Source organism: Cupriavidus pauculus (assembly GCF_008693385.1).
In the GTDB taxonomy this organism is placed as follows: domain Bacteria; phylum Pseudomonadota; class Gammaproteobacteria; order Burkholderiales; family Burkholderiaceae; genus Cupriavidus; species Cupriavidus pauculus_D.
Window position 1 is genome coordinate 2,864,548 of sequence record NZ_CP044067.1, and the last position, 24,365, is coordinate 2,888,912.

The 24,365-nt window shown below is 66.8% G+C and carries 22 protein-coding genes and 1 pseudogene; 8 read left to right on the top strand and 15 right to left on the bottom strand.

Going from position 1 to position 24,365, the window contains the following annotated elements; genetic code table 11:
• Positions 1–38: 38 nt before the first annotated feature.
• The 3 genes from FOB72_RS31105 to FOB72_RS31115 all read left to right on the top strand — a co-directional run bounded on the left by FOB72_RS31105 (position 39) and on the right by FOB72_RS31115 (position 3,034).
• Entirely contained in the window at positions 39–1,196 is a 1,158-nt protein-coding gene (locus FOB72_RS31105; RefSeq protein WP_150377617.1) for a CaiB/BaiF CoA transferase family protein, read from the top strand.
• A gap of 116 nt (positions 1,197–1,312) precedes the next feature.
• Positions 1,313–2,245, top strand: a complete 933-nt coding sequence (locus FOB72_RS31110; RefSeq protein WP_150377618.1) for a Bug family tripartite tricarboxylate transporter substrate binding protein — start codon at positions 1,313–1,315, stop codon at positions 2,243–2,245.
• Positions 2,246–2,257: 12 nt separating this feature from the next.
• Entirely contained in the window at positions 2,258–3,034 is a 777-nt protein-coding gene (locus FOB72_RS31115) for an enoyl-CoA hydratase (protein WP_150377058.1), read from the top strand.
• Here FOB72_RS31115 and FOB72_RS31120 read toward each other — a convergent pair.
• From FOB72_RS31120 to FOB72_RS31145, 6 genes are all read right to left on the bottom strand, one after another.
• Positions 3,018–3,959: a LysR family transcriptional regulator gene (locus FOB72_RS31120; protein WP_150377059.1), complete on the bottom strand. Its 942-nt coding sequence runs from the start codon at positions 3,957–3,959 to the stop codon at positions 3,018–3,020. The two genes, FOB72_RS31115 and FOB72_RS31120, sit on opposite strands and share 17 nt — an antisense overlap.
• On the bottom strand, positions 3,959–4,591 hold the full coding sequence (locus tag FOB72_RS31125) for a TetR/AcrR family transcriptional regulator (RefSeq protein ID WP_150377060.1): 633 nt from the start codon (positions 4,589–4,591) through the stop codon (positions 3,959–3,961). Before FOB72_RS31125 ends, FOB72_RS31120 begins: the two co-directional genes overlap by 1 nt.
• Before the next feature lie 64 nt (positions 4,592–4,655).
• Positions 4,656–5,639 carry a Bug family tripartite tricarboxylate transporter substrate binding protein gene (locus FOB72_RS31130; RefSeq protein ID WP_191002320.1) on the bottom strand — a complete coding sequence of 328 codons (984 nt, stop codon included), beginning with the start codon at positions 5,637–5,639 and terminating at the stop codon, positions 4,656–4,658.
• A 35-nt stretch (positions 5,640–5,674) separates the two neighbouring features.
• On the bottom strand, positions 5,675–6,682 hold the full coding sequence (locus FOB72_RS31135) for an NADPH:quinone oxidoreductase family protein (protein ID WP_150377061.1): 1,008 nt from the start codon (positions 6,680–6,682) through the stop codon (positions 5,675–5,677).
• Positions 6,679–7,437: a crotonase/enoyl-CoA hydratase family protein gene (locus FOB72_RS31140; RefSeq protein ID WP_150377062.1), complete on the bottom strand. Its 759-nt coding sequence runs from the start codon at positions 7,435–7,437 to the stop codon at positions 6,679–6,681. Before FOB72_RS31140 ends, FOB72_RS31135 begins: the two co-directional genes overlap by 4 nt.
• A gap of 31 nt (positions 7,438–7,468) precedes the next feature.
• Positions 7,469–8,608, bottom strand: coding sequence for a CaiB/BaiF CoA-transferase family protein (locus tag FOB72_RS31145; RefSeq protein WP_317889548.1), 1,140 nt, complete (start codon positions 8,606–8,608; stop codon positions 7,469–7,471).
• A gap of 147 nt (positions 8,609–8,755) precedes the next feature.
• On the opposite strand from FOB72_RS31145, the gene FOB72_RS31150 reads away from it, so the two are divergent.
• The 3 genes from FOB72_RS31150 to FOB72_RS31160 are packed head-to-tail and all read left to right on the top strand — an operon-like array spanning position 8,756 to position 12,009.
• Positions 8,756–9,940, top strand: coding sequence for an acyl-CoA dehydrogenase family protein (locus FOB72_RS31150; protein WP_150377063.1), 1,185 nt, complete (start codon positions 8,756–8,758; stop codon positions 9,938–9,940).
• Between the two features lie 39 nt (positions 9,941–9,979).
• The gene (locus FOB72_RS31155) at positions 9,980–11,137 is read left to right on the top strand and encodes a CaiB/BaiF CoA transferase family protein (protein WP_150377064.1); all 1,158 of its coding nucleotides are present in this window, start codon (positions 9,980–9,982) and stop codon (positions 11,135–11,137) included.
• Complete coding sequence (locus tag FOB72_RS31160; protein WP_150377065.1) at positions 11,134–12,009, top strand: MaoC/PaaZ C-terminal domain-containing protein; 876 nt, start codon at positions 11,134–11,136, stop codon at positions 12,007–12,009. Before FOB72_RS31155 ends, FOB72_RS31160 begins: the two co-directional genes overlap by 4 nt.
• Here FOB72_RS31160 and FOB72_RS31165 read toward each other — a convergent pair.
• From FOB72_RS31165 to FOB72_RS31185, 5 genes are all read right to left on the bottom strand, one after another.
• Entirely contained in the window at positions 12,006–12,848 is an 843-nt protein-coding gene (locus FOB72_RS31165; RefSeq protein WP_150377066.1) for an ABC transporter permease, read from the bottom strand. The two genes, FOB72_RS31160 and FOB72_RS31165, sit on opposite strands and share 4 nt — an antisense overlap.
• Before the next feature lie 4 nt (positions 12,849–12,852).
• Complete coding sequence (locus FOB72_RS31170) at positions 12,853–13,626, bottom strand: ABC transporter ATP-binding protein (protein ID WP_150377067.1); 774 nt, start codon at positions 13,624–13,626, stop codon at positions 12,853–12,855.
• Positions 13,627–13,643: 17 nt separating this feature from the next.
• On the bottom strand, positions 13,644–14,645 hold the full coding sequence (locus FOB72_RS31175; protein ID WP_223851659.1) for an ABC transporter substrate-binding protein: 1,002 nt from the start codon (positions 14,643–14,645) through the stop codon (positions 13,644–13,646).
• Between the two features lie 70 nt (positions 14,646–14,715).
• Positions 14,716–16,455, bottom strand: a complete 1,740-nt coding sequence (locus FOB72_RS31180; protein WP_150377068.1) for a hydantoinase B/oxoprolinase family protein — start codon at positions 16,453–16,455, stop codon at positions 14,716–14,718.
• Positions 16,452–18,575: a hydantoinase/oxoprolinase family protein gene (locus FOB72_RS31185; RefSeq protein WP_150377069.1), complete on the bottom strand. Its 2,124-nt coding sequence runs from the start codon at positions 18,573–18,575 to the stop codon at positions 16,452–16,454. Before FOB72_RS31185 ends, FOB72_RS31180 begins: the two co-directional genes overlap by 4 nt.
• Positions 18,576–18,836: 261 nt before the next feature.
• Here FOB72_RS31185 and FOB72_RS31190 point away from each other — a divergent pair, with 261 nt between their 5' ends.
• Positions 18,837–19,556, top strand: coding sequence for a TetR/AcrR family transcriptional regulator (locus FOB72_RS31190; RefSeq protein ID WP_150377070.1), 720 nt, complete (start codon positions 18,837–18,839; stop codon positions 19,554–19,556).
• Here the strand turns inward: FOB72_RS31190 and FOB72_RS31195 are convergent.
• From FOB72_RS31195 to FOB72_RS31210, 4 genes are all read right to left on the bottom strand, one after another.
• Entirely contained in the window at positions 19,543–19,908 is a 366-nt protein-coding gene (locus FOB72_RS31195; protein ID WP_150377071.1) for a 5-carboxymethyl-2-hydroxymuconate Delta-isomerase, read from the bottom strand. The two genes, FOB72_RS31190 and FOB72_RS31195, sit on opposite strands and share 14 nt — an antisense overlap.
• 70 nt (positions 19,909–19,978) lie before the next feature.
• Entirely contained in the window at positions 19,979–20,791 is an 813-nt protein-coding gene (locus FOB72_RS31200; protein WP_150377072.1) for an IclR family transcriptional regulator, read from the bottom strand.
• Positions 20,788–22,365: a class I adenylate-forming enzyme family protein gene (locus FOB72_RS31205; protein ID WP_150377073.1), complete on the bottom strand. Its 1,578-nt coding sequence runs from the start codon at positions 22,363–22,365 to the stop codon at positions 20,788–20,790. The genes FOB72_RS31200 and FOB72_RS31205 overlap by 4 nt, the downstream gene beginning before the upstream one ends.
• Positions 22,366–22,599: 234 nt before the next feature.
• Positions 22,600–23,205, bottom strand: coding sequence for an HAD domain-containing protein (locus FOB72_RS31210; protein WP_150377074.1), 606 nt, complete (start codon positions 23,203–23,205; stop codon positions 22,600–22,602).
• 427 nt (positions 23,206–23,632) lie between these two features.
• Here FOB72_RS31210 and FOB72_RS31215 point away from each other — a divergent pair.
• Positions 23,633–24,322, top strand: a pseudogene (locus FOB72_RS31215) (EAL domain-containing protein); the annotation flags it as partial.
• Positions 24,323–24,365: the final 43 nt, after the last annotated feature.

Sequence of the window (24,365 nt, forward strand, 5' to 3'; positions counted from 1 at the left end):
ACACTCGGCGCCACGTAATACGAGAAGACGGAGCAGTGATGTTGCATCGGGCATTGGAAGGCGTTCGGGTACTGGATCTATCGCGCATTCTGGCGGGGCCATGGTGCACGCAGAATCTCGCGGACCTGGGCGCCGACGTCGTAAAGGTGGAACATCCGCAGCGCGGCGACGACACGCGCGGCTGGGGGCCGCCGTATCAGATTGCGGAAGACGGCAGCGAACAGCGCATGTCGGCCTACTTCATCAGCTGCAATCGCGGCAAGCGTTCCGTCGGCATCGACTACAGCGTGCCGGAGGGCGCGGCGCGGCTGCTCGAACTCGCGCGCGATGCCGACGTGCTGGTCGAGAACTACAAGGTGGGCACGCTCAAGCGCTACGGCCTGGACTATGCATCGCTCAAGGCCGTCAACCCGCGGCTGATCTATCTGTCGATCACGGGCTTCGGCCAGGACGGCCCGATGGCCGACAAGCCCGGCTACGACTACGTGTTTCAGGGCATGGGCGGGTTGATGAGCTATACAGGCCAGCCCGACGGTAGCCCGGGCGCGGGGCCGCTGCGCACGGGCGTGGCCGTGGTGGACGTGAGTACGGGCATGTATGCGACCTCGGCCGTGCTGGCCGCGCTGTACCAGCGCCAGCAAACGGGCGAGGGACAGCACCTCGATATCGCATTGCTGGACGTCGCCGTCGCGCTCAATGCCAATCAGGGCGCCAACTACCTGATCTCCGGCGACAACCCGCAACGCAGCGGCAACGCGCATCCGAACTGTGCGCCGTACGAGGTATTCCGCTGCGCCGATGGCTATCTGATCCTCGCCATCGGCAACGACGCGCAGTTCGCGCGGTTCTGCGAAGTCGCGGGCCGCGGCGATCTGGCGGCGGACCCGCGCTATATCACCAACTCGGACCGCATCGGAAACATCGCGTCGCTCCGGGCCGCCCTGACGGACGTGTTTCCCACCCGCGCGCGCGAGGACTGGACCCGCGCATTCGACGCCGCTGGCGTGCCATGGGGGCCGATCAACACGATGGAAGAGGTATTCGCGCATCCGCAAGTCCGGCACCGCCGGATGCAGCAGACCGCGGAGCACCCGGTCATGGGCACGATTTCCATGGTCCGCAACCCCATGTTGCCGGCCAATCCCCAGCCCTTGCAGCCGCCGCCGCTGCTCGGCGAACACACGGGTGGGGTATAGGCAGCGGCGTGACCGCTTATTTCACAACTGCGGACAACGGCAGACAACAACAGCATCGTACGGAGACAACAATGAAGTTGCAGCATTCCCTCGTCACCCTGGCAGCGCTCGCCGGCATGAGCCCGTTCGGCGCGGTGCAGGCGTCCGCGTGGCCGGACAAGCCCATCAAGCTGATCGTCCCCTACGCGGCCGGTGGCACCACGGACATCATCGCGCGCGTCGTCGGTACGCGACTGGGCGCGGTGCTCAAGCAGCCCGTCGTCGTGGAGAACCGGCCGGGCGCGGGTGGCGCCGTCGGCAGCGCATTCGCGGCCAAGCAGCCCGCGGACGGCTACACACTGGTCATGGAGGTCGAAAGCTCGCACGCGGTCAACCCCAACGTCTACCAGAAGACCGCGTACGACCCCGTGAAGGATTTCGATCCCATCAGCAACCTGGCCGACGTACCGAACGTGCTCGTCGTGAATCCCGCGTTCCCGGCACAGGACCTGGCGGCATTCATCAAGCTGCTGAAAGCGCAGCCGGGCAAGTACTCGTTCGGCTCGTCCGGCAACGGCGGCCTGAGCCATATGAATGGCGAGCTGTTCATGAACGTCACGGGCACGCGCATGCTGCACGTGCCGTACAAGGGGCTGGGGCCCGCGCTCAACGATGCCATGGCCGGGCAGATCCAGGTCGTGTTCGACAACATTCCGTCGTTGTCGGGGCTGATCGAAGGCGGCAAGCTGCGTCCGCTGGCGGTGGCCGCGCCCAGGCGCCTGAAGATGCTGCCGAACGTGCCGACCTACGCGGAGGCCGGCCTGCCGGCCATGAACAATCCGTCGTGGTTCGGGCTCGGCGCGCCGGCAGGCACCCCCGCGCCGATCCTCGACAAGATCAACGCGGCCGTGAAGCAGGTGCTCGCGGAGCCGGAGGTCGTCGCGGCCATCGAGAAGCAGGGCGCCATTCCGGCATGGACGACGCGTCAGGCGTTCGCGGATCTCATCCGCACGCAAAATCAGCATTGGAAGAAGGTTGTCGAAGACATCCGCTTCGAGAAGCTGCAGTAAGGAGAACGATCGATGAGCGAAAACCTTTCCCACCACCACGCTGCGGTCGACATCGATGCGCGTGGCATCGCGACGATCACCATCCGGCAGGCCAAATCGCTGAATATCCTTGGCACGCCCGTCATCGCGGACCTTACCCATGCCGTGCAGGCGCTGGCCGAGCGCAAGGAGGTGCGCGTGCTGGTCGTGCGCGGCACCGGCGACAAGGGCTTTATTGGCGGGGCCGATATCAACGAGATGGCCGTACTGCAGCGCGACACGGCCGAAGCGTTTATCAGCGGCCTGCGCGACCTCTGCGATGCGCTGCGGCATTTCCCGGTCCCGGTCATCGCGCGCATGCCAGGCTGGTGCCTGGGTGGCGGGCTCGAACTGGCCCTTGCCTGCGATCTCCGCATTGCCGCGGACGACGCGAAGCTCGGCATGCCCGAGGTCAAGGTGGGAATTCCCTCTGTGATCCATGCCGCGCTGATGCCCCGCCTCATCGGCAATGCGCGCACGGCGTGGTATCTGCTGACGGGCGAGATCGCCGATGCCGCCGAGTCCCTCGCGGCCGGACTGGTCAGCCGCGTCGTGCCGTTGGCGGAACTGGATGCGGAGGTTGCGCGCGTGGCCGATCTGCTGGCCGGCTTCGGCCCGCAGGTGGTGCGGCAACAGAAGCGGCTGCTGCGCGAATGGGAAGAGGCGCCGCTCGACGATGCGATCGAGAACAGCGTCGCCGAGTTCGGCCGCGCGTTCGAGACCGGCGAACCTCAGCAACACATGGCGAGCTTTATCAACCGGAAGCGGTAGACGACGGTTCGCGCGTGATGGCCACGCGCGGATCGCTCAGCAGAAACTGCACGAATGCCGCCGCGAATCCGGGCAGCTTGCCGTCGGCACGGGTCACGAGGTTCAACTCCCGAACGGCCCACGGTTCGTCGAGCGCCACCGCGACGACGCGGCCGGCCCGAATCGCGTCCGACGCCACGCTGCGCGGCACCAGCGCGATCCCTACGCCGGCTTCCGCGAGCGACAGCACCGCCTCGAACCCATGCGCGTGCAGCCTGACGTTCGGCTGCCTGCCGGCCCGCTGGGCCATATCCTTGAGAAACAGGAAGTTGCTGCTGTTGCGGCTCATGCAGACGAAGTCGAAGCCGAGCGCCGCGCCAAAGCGCACGCTCGACTCGCGCGCCAGCGGGTGGCCCGCCGGTACCGCAAGCACGAGTTCGTCCACCGCATAGCGTACGGCGCGTACCCCTGTGGCGCTGGCTTCGTCCGTGAGTTCGTTGGCAAGGATGCCGATATCGGCCTCGTGCGCGGTCACGGCCGCCACGATCGCCTGGCTCGCCCGCTCTTCGAGGTCGATATTGACCTCGGGGTGCGCCGCAAGAAAGCGGCTCACGCTCGGGATGATGAAGCCGTTGAGCGAGCTGCTGTTGGCCAGCAGGCGGATATGCCCCTTGAGTCCGCTGGCAAACTGGCCGACCTCCGCGTGCATGCGTTCGATGCCCTGCAGCAGTTCGCGCACATGCGACAGCAGCATCTCGCCGGCCGGTGTCAGATCCATGCCGCGCGGGCTGCGTACGAACAGCGGAATGCCGAGCGCGTGCTCGAGGTTCTTCAGCCGATAGCTGGCAGCCGATGCCGTGATATGGGCGGCATTCGCACCGCCCGCCAGGCTGTGGGCTTCGGCGATAGCCTGGAACAGACGCAGGTCCGTCAGTTCATAGCGCATCAGCGGTTCAACCCATTGACCGCATACCGCGCGATCTCCGCCGCGATGGCTTCGCGGTCCTTCTTCGTCTCGGTCTTGCGCGGCTGGTACCAGCGCGAGGTCCAGTTCAATGCGCCAAGCAGCGCCTTGACGACGATCCGCACGTCCATCTCGCGAAACTCGCCGCTGGCGACGCCTTCTTCCAGCACCTGGAGATAGAGGCGCTCGTTGCCGTCGCGCAGCGCGGTAATGCGCTTGATCTCCGCGCGTTCCTCTTCCGTGGTGCGGCCGCCCAGCTGGAGCTCCAGACCCTGCGCGGCAACGCGCAGGTAATCCAGATGCTCCATCATCAGCATGGCATGCGCGAAGGCCATCGCTTCGAGCCGCTGCCGCGCCGGCCCCGCCGATGCCGCGGCGGGTTCGATGGCGGCCCGCGTCAGCTCCATCGCCCGGCGCTGCACGGCGAAGAACAGGATGGTCTTGCTGCGGAAGTGGTAGTAGATGATCCCCTTGGTCGCGCCATAGCTGTCGCTGATATCGTCAAGCGACGTGGCGGCGAAACCCAGCTTCATGAAGATCGAGGCTGCCGCATCGAGGATGGCCAGCTGTTTCTCGTCGCCTTCCGGGGTCCCGATCTGACGTTTGCGTCCCATGCCTTTGTTCTCTTGCTCTGTGCTTTGTGTGCTCTACGCGCCGGAGGGATGCAAAGATAGCAGATTACAGCTTGGGAATATTGAAACGCTCCACGAGCTTCGTCTCCCGTTCGATCTCGGTCTTCTGGAACGCGCGCAACTGCTCCGCCGTCCCGATAAAGGCGCTGAAGTTGTTCTGGTCGAGGTACTGCGCCGTCTCGGCGTCCTTGAAAATCGTCAGCAGCGTGCTTTCGATCCGCGTCACCACGGGCTTCGGCGTTCCCTTCGGCGCGAAGACACCCCACCATGCCACCTGGAAGAACTCCTTGTAGCCGAGTTCCTGCAAGGTCGGCATCTCGGGCTCGGACTTCATGCGGCGGTCGGACGTCAGGGCGAGCATGCGCAGCTTGCCGCCCTTGACCAGCGGCAGGCCGGCGCTGTATTCGGCAATCGCGAAGTCCACCTGCTTGCCGGCGAGGTCCGTGAGCGTGGGGCTGCTGCCCTTGTAGGAGATGGCATTGGCCTTGGCGCCCACCAGCGACATCAGCCATTCGGTCGCGATGTTGTACGTGGCGCTGCCGCTGCCGTAATTCAGCTTGTTGGGCCGCTTCTTCGCATCGGCGAACAGATCCGACGCGGTCTTGTATGGAGAGTCGGCCGGTACGTAGAGGCCCATCGGCGAGTACGCCACGCGCGCGACGGGTTCGAGGTCGGTCAGCGGGTTGTAGGGCAGCTTGTCGTAGAGCGCGACGTTCGTCGTCACGGGGCCGTTGGCTGCCCATAGCAGCGTGTAGCCGTCGGCCGGCGCATTGATGACCGTCTGCGCGGCGATGATCGCGTTGCCGCCCGGCTTGTTCTCGATGACGACGGGCTTGCCGAGCGCCGCTTCCATGCGCCTCGCGGCATAGCGGGCCACGGTGTCGGTGCCCGAGCCCGGCGGGTAGGGCACCACGAGCTTGATCGGCTTGTCGGGGTACTCGGCCTGCGCGGCCGCGTGGCCGGATGCCAGCGCCATGCCGATGCCGAGCAGGGCCGTTGCGGCCACAGGGTGCGTGATGCGGAATGTCATGTCTGTCTCCTCTTCGGGTCGTTGTTATCGCGTATTCAGGCCGCCGGGAACGGGTGCAGCGCGACCCGTCCAATCACCTTGCGCTCGGTAATCGCGTCCAGCGCCTCGCGGAACCGCGCGAGCGGATACGTCGCGTAGGTTTCGGGACGCAGCGTTCCCGCCGCGGCCCAGCCGAGCATGTCGTCGAACGCGTCGCGCACGCGCTGTACGACGGCGGGCGGCGGCAGTTGCTTGCCCCAGCCCATGTAGTAACCCCAGTAGATGCCGATGACCGTGACGTTCTTGACCAGCACGAGGTTCGCGGGAATCTGCGGAATCGTGCCCCCGGCGAAGCCCATCGGAATGATTCGGCCATCGGGCGCGATGCATCGCAGCGATTCGTTGAAGGTGTCGCCACCGACGGGGTCGAAGATGACATCCGCGCCGCGCTGACCGGTTTCCCGCAACACCACGTCGCGAAAATTCTCCTCGCGGTAGTGGATGGCGACGTCGGCACCGTGCCGCCGCGCCGCCTCGAGCTTGGCGGCATCGCCCGCGGTAGCGATCACGCGCGCGCCGAGCCGCTTGCCGATCTCGATGGCCGCCAGCCCGCTGCCGCCCGCGGCGCCGTGGACCAGCAGCGTCTCGCCGGATGCGACCTGCGCACGCCATTTGAGGGCGCCATAGGCCGTGGCATAGATGGTCGGGAATTGCACCGCCGCGTCGTAGTCCACGGCGTCCGGCAGCGCGAACACCGTCGACTCGGGCGCGACGACCTCCTCGGCATAGCCGCCGATGCGGACACCGGCGACCACGCGGTCGCCAGGCTTGAACAGCGACGTACGCTCGCCGCACTCGAGCACCACGCCGGCCACTTCGGTGCCGGGCGTGAACGGCGGCGCCCAGCGGTTCTGATGCTTGCCTTCGAGGACCAGCAGATTGGCAAAGCTCACGCCCGCGGCATGCACCCGAATGCGGATGCCGTCGGGGCCGAGGATGGGGCGATCCACCTCGGCGTATTCGGTATGCGCGAGCCCGAGCTCGCGGCAGACGACGGCCTTCATGCGGCCGCTCCATGCCGGCCCATGCCGGCGGCGAACCGGCTTGCGCCCGCCTGCGCCTCCAGCCGCTTCGCCCGCTCGGCCAGTTCAGCCTCGATCGCGAGCGCATTGGCCATCGGTTCGCCATCCTGCCGGTACACCGATTCGCGATCCGTATTCATCGCGATCTGCGGAAAGGCGGCGATGGTGGCCGCAAGGCTCTCGGCGGCCGATCGCGCGGTCCCGTCGGGCACCACGCGCGTCGCGAGCCCCATGCGCAATGCTTCCTCCGCGGACACGATGCGCGCGGTCAGCAGCATGTCCAGCGCATGGCTCGTGCCGATCAGCCGGGGTAGCCGAACGGTCGTGCCATCGCTCATCGGCACGCCCCAACGGCGCGAGAGCACGGCGAACGCGGCCGATTGCTCGGCAATGCGGATGTCGCACCAGAGCGCCAGCCCGAGGCCGCCCGCGCACGCATGGCCCGCCACCGCCGCGATGACGGGCTTGCGCGCGGGTCGGGAAAGCGGACCGTCGGTGCCGGCCCATGCGTCGTACTCCGCGCCCGCCGCGAGCTCCTTGAGGTCCGCGCCCGCGCAGAACGCGCCGCCGGCCCCCCACAGTACGGCGACGCGCGCTTCATCGTCGTTCTCGAACGCGCGCAGTGCCGCGCCCAGCGCCGCGGTCGCTTCGCGGTCGAGCGCATTGCGTACGGCCGGACGGTTGATGACGATGGTGGTGACTGCGGCGTGCTTCTCGATCAGGATCTTGTCGCTCATGGGGCGTTACCGATAGGGGTTGGCGCGGAGGTCATTGCGTGAACTCGTCGCGGATGGCGGTGCCGTGTTGCCCAAGGCCGGGCACATGGCCCAGTTGCCGCGGCTCGCCGCGGAAGGTTGCCGGGGGTGCCACCAGTCGCGCCTCGCCGTGCACGGTCGGCACGGTGACGCGCCGCAGTTGCGGATGCGTGGACAACTGCGTGACGTCGTTGACCGACGCGAACGCGATGCGCGCGGCTTGCAGCGCCTGCACGACCTCCGCCCTGGTCATCGTCGCCAGCGTCGCCGCGATCTCCCGGTCGAGCACGGCACGGTGCGCGACGCGCGAAAGGTTCGTCGCGAACTCCGGCTTCTCCAGCAGTTCCGGGCGTTTGAGCACGTCCTGCGCGAGGCGGCGCCATTCGCCGTCGTTCTGAATCCCGATCAGCACGGTTTCCTCGTTGCCCACGGCACCGCCCACGGGAAACGCGCCGTAGGGCGCGATGGTCGGATGCGACAGGCCCACACGCGGCCAGATCATTCCCGCGTACTCGTAGTGGAGCAGGGGCACGGTCATCCAGTCGCTCATCGCATCGAACAGCGACACATGGATGGCGCTCCCGGCGCCCGTGCGCTCGCGCTGCAGCAACGCTTCGAGGATGGCGGCGTGCGCGTACATGCCGGTGGCGATATCGCAGGCGGAGATGCCGATCCGGCCCGGCGCCTCGGGCGTGCCCGTCACCGAAGCGATGCCGCTTTCCGCCTGCACGAGCAGGTCGTATGCGCGCATGCCGGCGTAGGGGCCTTCCTCTCCGTAACCGGTGATATCGCATGTCACCAGACGCGGATGGCGGGCCCGCATCGCTTCCCAGCCGAAGCCGGCGCGCTGCGCGGCGCCCGGGCCCAGGTTCTGGATCAGCACATCGGCCTGCGCGATCATGCGCTGCAGCAATGCGGCGTCGTCCGGGTTCGCGAAGTCGAGCACGATCGATTCCTTGCCGCGGTTGAGCCAGACGAAATACGTGCTGTCGCCATGGACGGCGGAGTCGTAGCCGCGCGCAAAATCGCCCCCGGCGCGCTCGATCTTGATCACGCGCGCGCCGGCGTCGGCGAGCCGGGACGAAGCGTAGGGGGCCGCGGCGGCCTGTTCGACCGCCACCACGAGAAGTCCTTCCAGGGGCAATGCCATCATGTCTCCATCTATATTTTTCAGGCGTGCGCGTCGTGCTTGAAAATAATGCTACGCAGTAGTATGTTTTTGGTCAAGCCCGATTCGCGTTGACGCGATCGGTTCTCGACCGTGCGGCGGTTCACGCTTCGCACGCGCCACTTGAGACCCATGACAACAGTTACGCCGCTGGAACATCTCACGCTTCCATTCTTCGACGCGCGGCATCGGGAAGCCGCGGAACGGCTCCTCGACTGGACCACGTCCGCATTCGCCGCCATCGCGGCACCGAAGACGACGCAGGACGTCGACGAGCACTGCCGGTCGCTGGTACGCAGCCTCGGTGAAGCAGGCATCCTCGCATCGTGCGTGCCGCGACGCGATGCATCGGGGAACGCCGTGCTCGACTCCCGCGCGCTATGCCTGGCGCGCGAACTGCTCGCGCAGACCAGCCCGCTTGCCGATTTCAGCTTTGCGATGCAGGGGCTCGGCTCCGGCGCCATCTCGCTGGCGGGCTCGCCCGCGCAGCAGGAGGCCTACCTGGCCGATGTGGCAAAAGGCAGGAAGATCGCGGCGTTCGCGCTATCCGAGCCCGACGCCGGCTCGGACGTTGGCGGCATGCGCTGCGAGGCCGCGCCCGTGCAGGGCGGTTACGTGCTCGATGGCGAGAAGATGTGGATTTCCAACGGCGGTATCGCGGACTTCTACGTCGTCTTTGCGCGCGAGCCCGGCACGACGCGGTCCGCGGGCATCTCCGCCTTTATCGTCGATGCGGACAACCCGGGGCTCGAGATCGCCGAGCGCATCGATGTCATCTCCCCGCATCCGCTGGCGCGGTTACGCTTTCGCGACTGCCGCGTGGATGCGGGCATGCGGCTGGGCGGCGAGGGGGAAGGGTTCAAGCTTGCGATGCGGACGCTCGACATCTTCCGGACGTCGGTCGCGGCGGCGGCGCTCGGGTTTGCCCGCAAGGCATTGCGGCTGGGCGTGGAGCGCGCGCTCTCGCGCGAGATGTTCGGCACCGTGCTCGCCGACATGCAACTGACGCAGGCCACGCTCGCCGATATGGCGACGGCGGTGGAATCGTCCGCCTTGCTCGTGTATCGCGCCGCATGGCTGCGGGATCAGGGCATGCCGACGCCGCGCGAAGCCGCCATGGCCAAGCTCGTCTCCACCGAGTCCGCCCAGCGCGTCGTGGATGCCGCCGTGCAGATCTGGGGTGGGGCGGGCGTGCGCGTGGGCGAGGAGGTGGAGGCGCTCTATCGCGATGTGCGCGCGCTCCGCATCTATGAAGGAGCGAGCGAGGTGCAGCGGCTGATCATCGGCGGCGGCATCGTGAAGGCGTATCGGGGATAACGCCTCAGACAGACAAGATCGAATAAAGGAGACAGACATATGGCCGGCGCTCTGGAAGGCATTCGCGTCATCGACATCACCACGTTCCTGATGGGACCCGTGGCCACGCAGATGCTGGGCGACATGGGAGCGGACGTCATCAAGATCGAGCCGCCCGAAGGCGATCCCACGCGAGGCATCGGGCAGAAGCGGTCGCCCGGCATGGGCTCGTTCTTTCTCAACCTCAACCGCAACAAGCGCAGCGTCGTGCTGGACCTCAAGCAGCCGTCCGGACGCGCGCAGCTGCAATCGCTGATCGCCGGCGCGGACGTGGTCGTGCACAACATGCGCGCGGGCGCGGCCGAGCGCCTCGGCGTCGATTACGCCAGCCTTGCGGGGCGTGTTCCCCGGCTGATTCACGCCACCGCGCAGGGATTCGGCAAGGGGGGCCGCTACTTCGACCGGCCCGCCTACGACGACGTGATCCAGGGGCTGAGCGGCGTGCCCGGATTGAACCAGCGCATGACGGGTCAACCCGGCTACATCCCGATGCTGATGGCCGACAAGCTGTGCGGCGTGTATCTGTACTCGGCCATCGTGACGGCACTGCTGCATCGCGAGCGCGCGGGCATCGGGCAGGAAGTCCAGCTGCCGATGCTGGAGACCATGGCCGGTTTCAACCTGCATGAGCATATGGCGGACCACGTGTTCGTGCCCGAGCCCGGCAAGGCGGCGGCACCGCTCGGCTATGCCCGCGTGTTCAGCGCCGTGCATCGGCCGCTCGGCACGGGCGACAAGCCGCTTTGCATCGTCGCCAATACCGATGCGCAATGGCATCGCCTGTTCGCGCTGATCGGCCGAAGCGACCTGCGCGATGACGCGCGGTTCGCGACCATCGGGCAGCGCATGACCCATGTCGTCGAGCTTTACAACCTCGTGGAAGCCGCACTCGGCACCAGGTCGCGGGAGGCGTGGCTGGAAGCCTTCGCCGCCGCGGAGATTCCCGCCGGCCCCGCGAACGAACTCGAGGACGTCCGCGCGGATCCGCATCTGGCGGAGACCGGTTTCTTCGAGGTGTTCGATCACGCGTCGGAAGGGCAACTGCTGATGCCGCGCAGCGCGATGATGCTCTCGGCCACGCCCGCCGAGATCCGCTACGGCCCGCCGAGGCTCGGCCAGCATACGGACGAGGTGCTGGGCGCCGGAGCCCGGGATTGAACCCGCCCGACCTGCGGGCGCTGGTCGATGTCGAGATTCCGGATATCCGGCAGCGATATGGCCCGAAGGACTGCATCCTCTATGCGCTGGGACTCGGATTCGGCAACCAGCCCGACGACGCGTCGAGTCTCCGCTACGTCTATGAACAGGACCTGATCGCGCTGCCGACGCAGCTGGCGGTACTGGCGTCCTCGTCGGACTGGATGCGCGATCCGCGGACCGGCATCCGATGGGAACACCTCGTGGCGTTGTCGCACGACCTCTCGCTCCCGAAACCGCTCGCGACATCGGGTCATGTGCGTGCGCGCACGGCGGTGGAGGCGGTCTACGACAGGGGGCCCGGCCGAGGCGCGATCATCGCATGGCGCCGCGTCGTCACGGACGACGACAGCGGGGAAGAAATCGGCATCGTCAGGGGACAGGCCCTGGCTCGCGCGAACGGCGGCTTCGGCGGCGAGCCGCCCCCCCGCCGGCCACATCCGGGCTTCCCCGCGCGGGCGCCAGACCACGTCGCGGCATGGCGGACGCAGCCGAATCAGGCGCTGCTGTACCGCTTGTGTGGCGACACAAACCCGCTGCACGCGGACCCCGACGTCGCGCGCGCGGCGGGTCTCGATGCACCGATCCTGCACGGCCTCTGCAACCTCGGTATCGCGGCATCCGCCGCCGCGCCGCTGGCGCCCGGAGGACTCACCGCACTCAGAGAGATCGGCGCGCGCTACGCGGGTGTCTTCTATCCCGGCGATACGCTGAGGACGGAAGCCTGGCGCGAAGCAGGTGTGATCCTGTTTCGCAGCACCTCCGTCCGGACCGGACAATGCATCATCGACGATGGCGCGGCCAGGCTGGCCGACGGTCTTGCAACCTGCTAGCGCTTGGCTTCCGCGAACAGCCCCAGCGGCTTCTCCGCGTGCGATGACGCCGCGGGTTCGGCGGCCGGCTTTCCCCGCTGCGAAGCATGCCACGGCAGCAGCCGCTCTTCCGCCAGTTCCAGCGCCTTGAACAGGATCACGCCGAGCACGCACAGCAGTGCCAGCGCCACGAATACGGTTGGCGTATTGAAGCTGCCCTGCGCCACGAGGATGACGTGGCCGAGTCCGGTCTCGCCTGCCACGAACTCGCCCACGATCGTCCCGACCAGCGCGAACGAGATACCGACCTTCATGCCCGCGAAGATGCTCGGCAGCGCGTTGGGGAAGCGGATTTTCCACAGCACCTTGCTGCGCGAGGCCTGGTTGGCGCGCGCCATGTTGAGCATCTCCGGATCGATCGACTTCAGGCCCAGGACCGTATCGATCAGGATCGGGAAGATCGCGATCAGCATCGCGATGGCGATCTTCGGGGCCGAACCCGTGCCGAGCCAGATCACGAACAGCGGCGCGAGCGCGACTTTCGGTACCGCGTTCAGCGCGACCATGAGCGCGTAGAGCGTGCGGTCGAGAAAGCGCGAGTAGACGATGCCGATCGCCGCGCCCACGCCGAGCACGACGGCCAGCACAAAGCCGGCCAGCGTGGTCTGGAGCGTGTCCAGGCTCTGCAGCAGCAGGAAGCCCGGCTGCTCCATGAAGTCCGCGATGATCTTGCTTGGCGCCGGCAGCAGGAACTCGCGCACGCCGAAGAAGCGGACCGCGCCTTCCCACGCAAGCAGCAGTATCACCATCGTCAGGATCGCCAGACGGCTGTTTTCGGAACGTTTCCACAGGAATTTCATCGCATTACCCCTTGTAGATGCCGAGGTCGCGAAAGATCCCGCGAATCTGCGACACGTAATCGGCAAACGCCTTCGTTTCCCGCACGGCAAGACCGCGTGGCCGATCCAGCTCGATCGGAATGACGTCCGCGACGCCGCCGGGATTGCGCGACATCACGACGACGCGGTCGCTGAGAAAAACCGCCTCCGAGATCGAATGCGTGATGAACAGCACGGTCTTGCCCGTATCCATCCACGTACGCTGGAGTTCCACGTTCAGTTCGTCGCGCGTGAACGGATCCAGCGCGCCGAACGGTTCGTCCATCAGCAGCAGCTGTGGATCGACGAGTAGTGCGCGGCAGATCGACGCGCGCTGCCGCATGCCACCCGACAGCTCCCATGGATAGCGGTTGGCGAACGATCCCAGGCCGAAGAGATTCAGCACCGCTCGCGCGCGCTCCTCGTAGTCGCCGCGGCTCAGGTCATGGAACTCGGCGGCGATCAGCACATTGTCGAGGATCGTGCGCCAGTCGAGCAGCAGGTCGCGCTGGAAGACCACGCCCATATTGGAGGGCGGGCCCGAGATCGGGTCGCCCTGAAGCGCGAGATGGCCGCTGGAGATCGGCTCCAGTCCGGCCACGCACTTCAGCAGGGTGCTCTTGCCGCAGCCGCTGGGGCCGACAATGCTCACGAACTCGCCTTCCTCGATATCGAGGCTCACATCCTTGAGCGCATAGAGGGGGTCGCGCTGCGAGCGATAGATCTTGTTGAGTTGGCCAATCTGCAGGAATGCCGACATGTTCGTCCTCCGTCGCGCTAGTTCGCCAGCATGGCGTTGGTGTAATAGTCGGACGGCTTGCGGCCGGGCTTGATGGCGCCCACGCGCTCCATCGACTGGATCGCGGCGACCCAGTCGGCGTCGTTCTGCCTGCCGATCGGGGCCGCCTTCTGGCTCGGGCTCTCGAAGAACTGACGATAGGCGACGACCTGCGCCTTCAGCACCTGCGGATCGAGCTTCGCGTTGGGCCGTTGCGCCACGATGGCGGCCACCCCTTCGTCCTCGTGGCCGGCATAGATGTACTCCCACGCCTTTACCTGTATCTGCGTCAGCTTGCGAATCGCCTCGCCGCGCTCGGCGAGCTTCTTCGGCGTCGTGACGAGGCCGTAGCTCGGAAAGTTGATGCCGCTGTCCGCGAGCAGGAACACCTTGGCGGGCCGCACCTTGGCAACCATCGGCTGGCCGAACGGCGCCTGCGAGAGGAAGCCATCGCTATTGCCCGATGCATAGGTCGAGATCATCGCGCTCGGCGACACCATCACGACATTGGTCTTCGACTTCGGCACGTTGATCGCCTTCAGATACGGATCGATGAACGGCGCCCATGGGCTGGTGGTGAAGCACACGAGCTTCTTGCCCACGAGATCGGCGGCCGACTTGACGTCGAGCTTCTCGTCGACGAGCACCGCGAGGTCGCCCTTGCGCGCGAAACCGGCGATGGACACGAGGTCCAGCCCGTTCTCCCTGGCGATGGCCATCGTGCCGAGTTGCACCTGACCGACATCGGCCTGCCCGGCCGCCAGAAGCTGCAGCGTGTTGATGGTGCCGGTGCCGTCCTGGATCTCGACGTCGAGGCCGGCTTCCTGAAACCATCCCTTCTGCTTGGCCAGATGCATGGCGGCATGCATGCCCCACGCTGAATAGTCCATCCGTACCAGCAGCTTTTCAGCGGCTGCCTGCGCGCTCGTCGCCGCAAAGGCGGCGAGGGCGGAGGCGGCGACGATCGCGCGGCGGAGCTGAATGACGAACGAAGAACGCATCTTGTAATCCTCGTGGGGCATGTGTGGGGAGATCTGTGGGTACCTGTGTGGCGGCGGGATGTCCGGGCGGCTAGGCGGCTTGCGCCAGTGCGCCGCGGCGAAGCGCCTCGCTGGCGGCGCGGTCCACCTCGCCGGTGTGCGGATCGACCACGACCTTGTAGTGCTCGCGCACGTATTCGGCGGACAGCTTGTGGTTCCACACGTCCTCGCGAATCCGGTCGAGATCGCGCGCCATGGGATCGCCAAAGCCACCGCCGCCGGGCTGGATATGCGTCACCACGTCGTTGCGCGCGATCGTCATGCCGACCTTGCTCGGCAGGTCGGTCACCGTGTCGCCGTGCTGGAGCAGATTGCGGGCCGGGCTCGACGGTTCGCCGCCGGCAAGGCCATACGGCGAGAACTTCATGCGGTCCGCACGCAGCTGGAGCTGTGCGTCCGGCGCGAGCACGCGATAGCTGCGGCGAATGCCGAGCCCGCCGCGGTACTGGCCGGCGCCGCACGAGTCTTCGACCAGCTCGTATGCCTCCACGCGCACGGGATGCTGAGCTTCCAGCGTCTCCACGGGCGTATTCGACAGGTTCTGCGATGCGTTGGTGATGGCCTCGATGCCATCGCTCGCGGGGCGGCCGCCCCATGCGCCGCAGATCATATCGACGATGATGTAGGGCTTGCCTTCGTCGCTCTTGCCGGACAGGCAGACGACCGTATTCCCACCTTCGCCCGCGGCCGGAATGCGGTGCGGTACCACTTGCGCGAGCGCGCCAAGCATCGCATCGAACACGCGGTAGCCGGTCAGGGCGCGCGCCGCCACGGCGCTCGGGGGCAGGGGATTGAGCACCGAGCCTTCGGGCACGTGCACGTCGATGCAGCGGAACACGCCCGCATTGTTCGGCACGTCGCCGAGCAGCGCGCAGCGCACGCTGAGGTACGTGCAGGACTTGGTGTAAGACAGCGTCGAGTTGATCGCCGCGCGCACCTGCGGTGCGGAGCCCGTGTAGTCCGCCGACACGTGATCGTCGTGCACGGTCAGGGCCACTTCGATGCGGATCGGCTCGGGCGAGATGCCGTCGTCGTCGATGTAGTCGACGAAGCGGAACGTGCCCTTCGGCCATTTGCGAATCTCCTCGCGCGTGAGGCGCTCCGCGTAGTCGAGCAGTTCGTTGAGGTAGGCGCGGGAATCGTCGCGGCCATAGCGGTCGAACAGCGCGGTGAGCTCGCGCACGCCGATCTGCGAGGCCGCGTATTGCGCCTTGAGGTCGCCGAGCACGCGGTCGGGCACGCGGACGTTCTGCGCGATGATGCGCTCGAGCGTCTCGTTGACCTTGCCCGCTTCATAAAGCTTGAGCACGGGGATGCGCAGGCCTTCCTGGTAGATTTCCGTGGAATCGCTCGCGTTCGATCCCGGCACGCGGCCGCCGACGTCGGTGTGGTGACAGATCACCACGCAATAGCCCTCGAGCTCGCCACGATAGAAGAACGGCACGAACATGAAGATGTCCGGCAGATGCATGCCACCCTCGTAAGGATCGTTCACGACGATCGCATCGCCGGGCTGCAGCGTATCGCCGTAGCGTTGCCGCACGGCGGCCATCGCTTCGGGAATCGCGCCAAGGTGCAACGCGATGGTCTTGGCCTGCGCGACCATGCGGCCATGGCGGTCGCAGATCGCGGCGGAGTAATCCATCACGTCCTTGACGATCTCCGAGCGCGCGGTCCGGATCACCGTGTAGGCGACCTCGTCCACGATGGCATCCATCGCGTTCTTGACGACCGCGAAGGTCACGGGGTCGAACTGGGTCGGGGGATTCATGCTTGCTCCTGGGCGATGTCGATGATGATGTTGCCGATCTTGTCCGCGCGAGCGGAGGCGCCGGGCGGGACGACGATCGTGGTGTCGTAGGACTCGATGATCAGCGGGCCGTGGCGCGGCACCTCGGAGATGGCCGCGCGCGGCACCAGTTGCGTTTCGCACGGCGGCTGGTCGCGCTCGAAGCTGACCTGGCGCGTACCCGTGACACCCTGCAGCGCACTGGCATCGACGCGGATATCGTTGAACTTCAGTCGCTGGTCGCTGCGGCCGTACGCGCTCAGGCGCACGTTGACGAGTTCCAGCGGTTCGTCGTTGCTGTAGCCGAACGTCTGCCGGTACTGGCTGGCGAAGTCCTCGATCAGCGCGGCCATGGCGGTGGCGTCGATCGTCTGGCCGGCGCCCACGCGCAGCGGGATGGTCAGCTCCGAACTCTGGCCCAGGTAGCGCAGGTCCAGCCCCACGGCGATCTCCACGGCATCCGCCGGATAGCCCTCCTGCGCGAGCACCGATAGCCCCTGCACGCGCAGTGCTTCGATGGCCGTGCCGATGATGGTCGCGTCGCAGTCCGCGAGCGGGCGCAGCACGGCCTTGACGAAGTTGTGCTCCGCGTCGGCGCCGAGCATACCGGCCGAGCAGAATACGCCGGCCATCACGGGCGCGATCACGCGGCGGATGCCCAGCAGTCGGGCCACATCCACCGCATGGAGCGGACCGCCGCCGCCGAAGGCGATCATCGTCATATCGCGCGGGTCGCGGCCGCGTTCGACCGTGACGGCGCGCAGCGCGCGCGCCATGCTGACGTTGGCCACATGGCGGATGCCGTGCGCGGCGGCCAGCGTGTCCAGGCCGAGCGGCTCGCCGATATGCGTATCGATCGCGCGCCGCGACTGTTCCGGATCGACCTGCAGGCTGCCGCCCGCGAGCGCGACGGGGTTCAGAAAGCCCAGTGCCATGTTCGCGTCGGTCACGGTCGGTCGGCCGTTGCCGCGCCCATAGCACGCGGGTCCCGGATTCGCGCCGGCCGATTCGGGACCGACACAGAGCAGGCCGCCCGCGTCGATGCCGGCCAGCGACCCGCCACCCGCGCCGACTTCCGCGATATCGATGGCCGGCACCTTGAGCACATAGCCACCGCCCTTGACGAAGCGGCTCGGCGCGCTGATCCCGTCGCGGAATTCGTATTCGTTCGTCAGCGACGGCACGCCGCCGGTAATGATCGATGCCTTGGCGGTCGTGCCGCCCATGTCGAATACGATCAGATCGCTGCCGCCGCTGAGCGCGCCGATCTGGGCCGCGCCGGCCACGCCACCCGCCGGGCCGGAGGCCACCGCGAACACGGGCTTGTCGCTGGCGCTATCGACGCCCATCATGCCGCCGTTGGAGGCCATGACCTGCAGGGATGCGGTCACGCCCATGCGGCCGAGATCGGCTTTCAGGCGGCGCAGATACGTGCGCATGGCCGGAAGGATGTAGGCGTTGACCACCGTGGTGCTCGTGCGCTCGTACTCCTTGATCTCGGGCAGCACGTCGCACGACGCGGTGACGAGCAGGCCCGGAAACTCCCGTTCGAGGCGCGCCTTCGTCTCCAGCTCGTGCACCGGGTTGATATAGCTGTTGAGGAAACAGACCGCGAGCGCTTCCACGCCTTCCTCGACGAGGCCGCGCGCAATGGTGAGCACTTCGTCGATATTCAGCGGCACGACGATATTGCCGCGCGCATCGATGCGCTCCGTGACGCCGCGGCGATATCGCCGCGCGGCGAGGGGCTGCGGCTTCTGCCAGCCGAGGTCGAACATCGTGGGGGTACGGATGCGGCCGATCTCGAGAATGTCGCGGAAGCCGGCCGTGGTCAGCACGCCGGTGCGCGCGCCGACCTTCTGCAGGATCGTATTGGAGGCGGTAGTGGTGCCGTGGACGATCTCGGTGATGTCGCCCGGCGCGATGCCCGACTGCTCGATCAACGCCTTGAGCCCGGTGACGATCGCCTCGCCGAGGTCGTGCGGGGTGGTGGACGTCTTGTTCACGAAGAGCCGGCCGTCCGGCAATGCCAGAACGATGTCCGTAAAGGTCCCGCCGATGTCGCACCCGACCCGGGCGCCAGCGCTGCTGCCTGATTGCATTGTCCAACTCCAAGGGAAAGGAGATCCCGACGACCGGTGCCGGCACCCCGTTATTAACTAACTAGTCAGTACAATAGAGGGCGAAATGCGAGATGCCAACCCGGGTTTCTACGGAGCACCACGATGGCGCGGAAACCGGCTCCAGTGGCGGGTTACTGGCATCCTTGCAGTGCAGCCAAAGCCGTGTAAACTAACTAACTGGTTAGGTTTGCACCAGCATGGCGACCGGCACTACAACGAGCGAAGGGAAAGGCAAGGCATATGCCAGCAACGAGAACTAGCGGACAGGCAGGCGGAAAACCCAAACCGCGCGACGCGGCGGCCACGCGGGAGAAGATCCTGCAGATGGCGGCAAAGGAGTTCGCGTCGAAGGGCTACGACGGCGCGCGCGTGGACAGCATCGTGGCGCGCAGCAAGATCAGCAAAAACCTCGTCTATCACTACTTCGAAAGCAAGGAGGCGCTCTTTATCGAGGTCATGGAGCGCGCGTATTCGGCGATGCGCGAGCGGCAGAATCAGTTCGGCGAGCTCGGCGACCATCCCGTGGAAGACATGCGGACGCTGATCGTCCAGACGATCCGCCATTTCATCGACCATCCCGAGTTTATCCAGCTGCTGAGTACGGAGAACCTGTACAAGGCCGAGCACATCCGCAAGTCGAAGGTGATACCGGCGATGTTCAATCCGCTGCGGAGCGCGCTCGCGCAGATCCTCGAGCGCGGCAAGGCGCAGGGCTTGTTTCGTCCCGATGCGGACTGGGTCGATCTCTACGTGTCGATCTCGGGCCTCGGCTCGTATTCCATCTCGAACCGCTACACGCTGTCGTTCGTGCTCGACGTGGACCTCGGCGCCAAAGAGCGCGTCGAGGCCCGGCTGCGGCACGTGTGCGATATGGTGATGACCTATCTCTGCAATTTCGAGGGGTCGAAGTTCGATCGCCATGCCCCGGCCGATCGCGCGTTGGCGGTTACGCGCCGATGACGGTCTTGGCGTAGATCGCGCGCGCCATCTCGACCACGTTCACGCTGACCTGCACGCTCTGGCCATCGCCCGTGCGGATCGCTTCGGCGATGGCGTCGCAGACGATCTGGCCCAGTTGCCGGCGCGTGGCCTGGTCGCGGCCGTCGAGGACGGAGAGGGTGGCATGCACGAACGCGCGATCGGCCACATCGGTGCCCTGGCGGTACACGTCCAGCGTGATGCAGCGCGACTTGATGTCCGGTTCCTCGAATTGGCCACTGGCGAGCAGCGCCGCGTTGGCTTCGTCGAGCAGCTCTTCCTGCGAGCAGTTGAGGCGGGTGTTCTCGGTGAGTTCGATAACGAGGTGCGGCATGATAGCGTCCGTGGCGCAGAGGTTTGCAGTAGGGGATGATACCCGGCCCTGTCGCGTCCCGATCGGGTCCCTATCGCGTCCCGAGCGCGGCCTCGATCCGGCCGATGCGATCGTGCAGATGCGGCCGCACCGCGTCCAGCAGATGCGCGGGCGGCACGATCGCATTCGGGCCGCTGCAGCTCAGCGTCATCGGCGGCAGCGACGGCCCCGGCCGGAAGGCCAGTGCGATTGAGTTGATATCGGGCAGCCATTCGCCGAACGACGTCGTGCACCCGAGCCGCTGTTTCTCTTCCCGCGCGCGCACGAGCACGTCGTCGGCCTGCGCGGCGCTCGCGCGATCGTCCGCGCGGAACGCGGCCAGCGCCTGCCGCTGCTCGACCGGCGTGAGCGCCATCAGATAGGCGCGGCCCGCGGCCGTGGTCAGGCCCGACACGCGGCTCCCCACGTTCACGCGCAGCGTCAGATAGGACTCCGCATGGCAGTTCTCGTAGATCAGCATGCGGCCGCGATCGCGCACGATCAGCGACGCCACGCCCTGCGACAGATCCGCCAGCTCCTGCATGAACGGACGCACCACGGACAGCACATCGGTGCCTTCGCGCGCGACCGGCGCCATGCCCAGCGCGGAACTGCCAAGCCGGTAGCGCACGGGATCGGTCAGCGCCTGCAGATAGCCAAGCTCGGTGAGCGTATGCGTGAGGCGCGAGATCGTGGACTTGGGCAGCCCGCAGCGCTGCGCGAGCTCCGCATTGCCAAGCTCCACGTCGAACGCGCGAAAGCACGCGAGCACGTCGAGCCCACGCGCGAGTGCGGTGACAAAGTGCCGGTCTTCCTTGCGCGTGCCCTCGCGGGGCCGGTCCGCATTGCTGTCGATGGCGTTCATGCTGTCGTCCTCGTGGTGGTATCGCCAAGCGCCTCGCGCAGCTTCGCCTTCAGGATCTTGCCCGACGGCGCGGCCGGCAATTGCGCCATCACGCGAATTTCCGCGGGCAGCTTGTACGGCGACAGCCGTTCGCGCAGGAACGTGCGCAGCTCTGCCTGATCGAGGGTCATGCCCGCGCGCACCTCGATAAAGGCGATGACCTCCTCGTTGCCTTCCACGGCGCGCCCCACCACGGCCGACTGGAGCACGGCCGGATGCGCGTTGATCGACTGCTCGACTTCTTCGGGATACACGTTGAAGCCCGAATGGATGATGATCTCTTTCGCGCGGCCGACGATCGACACCGCGCCGTCGGGGTCGATGCGCGCGAGGTCGCCCGTATGCAGCCAGCCGTCCGCATCGATGGCGGCGGCGGTCAGGTCGGGGCGGCGATAGTAGCCTTTCATCACGTTGGGGCCGCGCACCAGCAGTTCGCCGCTGCCATCGGCCTGCACGTTGCCGAGGCGCAGTTCCACGTGCGGTACCGCGGGGCCCACCGAGCAGTCGTTGCGCGGGGACTCCACGCGCGTCTGGCACACGGTGGGCGAGGTTTCGGTCATGCCGTAGCCGTTCTGCAGCGGAATACCGAACGTTTCCTCGAAGCCGGCCTTGAGCGTGGCCGTCAGCGGCGCGCCGCCGCACTGGGCGATGCGCAGCGACGGCGTGCGAAGGGACTGGCCGTTCGCGCGGCTCCATTCGATCGTCTTGGCATACATCGCGGGCACGCCGTGCAGCACGGTCAGCGACGCTTCGCGCAGCATGCGCGCGAGTTGCTCCGGGCGGAAACGCGGTTCGTAGTAGACCGAGGCGCCGTTCGATATCGGTCCCACCAGCAGCACGGACAGTCCATAGACGTGCGAGATCGGCAGCACGCCATAGACGCGGTCGCCCGCCTGCACGCGCGCCTGCATGCGGTTGGAATAGCCGATGAACATCAGGTTCGCGTGCGTGAGCATCACGGCCTTGGACGCGCCGGTCGTGCCGGTCGTGTAGATCAGTGCGGCCACCTGGTCGGCCGCGGCTTCCGACACCGGCTCTCGCGCGGCGCCCGCGTTGAGCGGGCCGATCAGCAGCCGGCCCACGTGGGGCCATTCGGCCCATTGCGCGTTGCGCGAGAGGCCGTGTTCGCGCGCTTCGGGGAAGTCGCTATCGAGATAGAGCGTCAGCCGCGCATCGGCGTGCTCGACGATATTGCCGACCTCGCGCGGCGAGAGCCGGGCATTGACGGGCACCGACCACGCGTCGAGCTGGCTCAGCGCCAGCAGGATGACCGCGCAGCCGACGCTGTTCTCGGTCACGACGACAACACGGTCGCCGCCCTGCACGCCGAGGCTCGCGAGCGTGCGCGCGGTTTGCTGCACTGCGGCACCGAGCTCGCCAAAGCGCAGGGCGCGGTGTGCGTCCATGATCGCGATACGGTCGGGGTCGCTGGCGGCCCACGGCGCAATGGCTTCGTGCAGACGATTGAACGGGGGAACGAACGATGATGGCGAGGCCGCGTCCGGGGCGGCGGCAGGGGATGCGTGGCTGCGCATGCAGGTCTCCGATTGCTGTGCGCGGCGTGTGTCCGCCGGGCATCGATGGCGGGAATGGTCCCATCAACCGCGCGGTCCTGTCAACTGCACCGTGGAATCGGAATTCTGCTATGCAGAACTTGCGCGGCAGCGCATGAACGCCCAAATGCAAACGGGCGACGAAGAATCGTCGCCCGTTTGCGGGGTACAGCGCGATGCGGCCCGCCGGAGGCGGACCGCCGACAGCCCGTCGGATCAGTGCGCGACGGCGGTGCGCGCCTCGTCGTTCGTGGCCGGGGTGAAGCGCGACGGCGCCACGCGCGCCAGTTGCTGCAGATGACGCAGCTTGGCGCGCAGATCCGCATCGACGCGCGAATCGGGGGTGACCGTGGACGGGCAGGCGACGCCGAGGATGTCCAGCGCCTGGCGGAAGTTCTCGACGGTCAGGCCTTCGGACGGATCGACGCTGACCAGATGCTCGCGTTGCGCCGCGGACATCGACTCCGGTGCGGCGGTCGAGAGGATGACCCATGCCGAGGGGACGGCGCGCTCGCCGGTCTCGGCGTCGAAGTAGGCATCGATCTCGGCGCCATGGCCGCCTTCCACACGCGGAGTCATGCCTTCGATCTGCAGGTCCAGCTGCTGCAGGATCGCGGCGGGCGTGCCCCGGCGCCAGGCATCGGAGACGACCACACGGGCGCCGGCGATACCGAACAGTCGGCGCAGGAAGCCAAGCGCGATGGGGTCGAAGTACCTCACGTCGCGCAGCGTCCCGGTGTTGGGCATGCCGCCCAGGCGTGCCGCCGAGCGGGCCGAGTACAGGACGCCGGGGACGTCCAGCATGATGAGGCGTTCAGACATGATTTCCCTGTGTGGTCTTTCGTGTTGCGATGAGTCAAGCGTAACCGGCATTCCCGCATCCGGCGCGCCGTGGCGCGCGTCCAAGTGCAACAGTTCTGTAACTTGGTAATGGAAGACGTAAATCCCGGTTACCCCGCAATGTCATTTGTTTCGCCCCGACACAACTGCGATATCAGGCGCCCTTCGACTTGCGGGTGGGGGTGCGGATGCCCACCCAATGTCACCCGAAACGGCCCGGCCGCGCCATCGGTTGACGCGACGTGCTCAGGGTCTTTACTAATAATGCGATCCGCCATGCGGCGCATATCGATATACGCGGAAGATGTCCGCAGCAACGCTTGTGTTTGTATTCCTGCGTTTGTCATACCGGGGTCATGTCGCGGTCATGAAATGGCGTGCCAGATTTTTCGATAAATGCCGGACTGCCATGCCACGCAATACCGCAGGTTTTCCACCGCTCCATGCGGTGTTCCAGCCGATCGTCCGGCTCCATGGAGATGCCATCCTCGGCTACGAGGCGCTGATCCGCGGCCCCGCCGGCTCGCCGCTCGCCCAGCCTGACGCCCTGTTCTGCCATGCGCGCGAAATCGGCGCGGCGTTCGCGCTCGAATGCGAGGCGGCGCGCGTGGCGCTGGCCACCTGGAGCGCGCTCGCGCTGCCGGGCAAGCTGTTTCTCAACTTCAGCGCGCAGACATTACGGACATTGTTGTGCGGTGCGGGAGAGGGCATGACCGATCTGCTGACCGTCTGCGGAGAGCCCGTCGCGCCCGAGCGCATCGTGATCGAGATCACGGAGCAGACCGCGACGGGCGATATGGCGTCGTTCGCGCGCGCGATGGCATCGCTGACCGAGCGCGGCCTGCAATACGCGCTCGACGATTTCGGCACGGGCCACGCGAACCTCGACCTGCTCGTGGCGCTGAGCCCGCAGTTCGTCAAGATCGACAAGTCGCTGGTGCGTGGGATCGATGGATGCCCGCGGCGCAAGGAGATCCTGCGCGCGATGCTGAGGATGATGCGGGCCATCGGCGGCGAGGTCATCGCGGAGGGCATCGAGGATGCCGCCGCGCTGGCTGCCGTGCGCAAGCTCGGTGTCGCGGCCGCGCAGGGCTATTACATCGGTGGGCCCGATGCCACGGGAGGCAAGGGCGCCCTTCGGT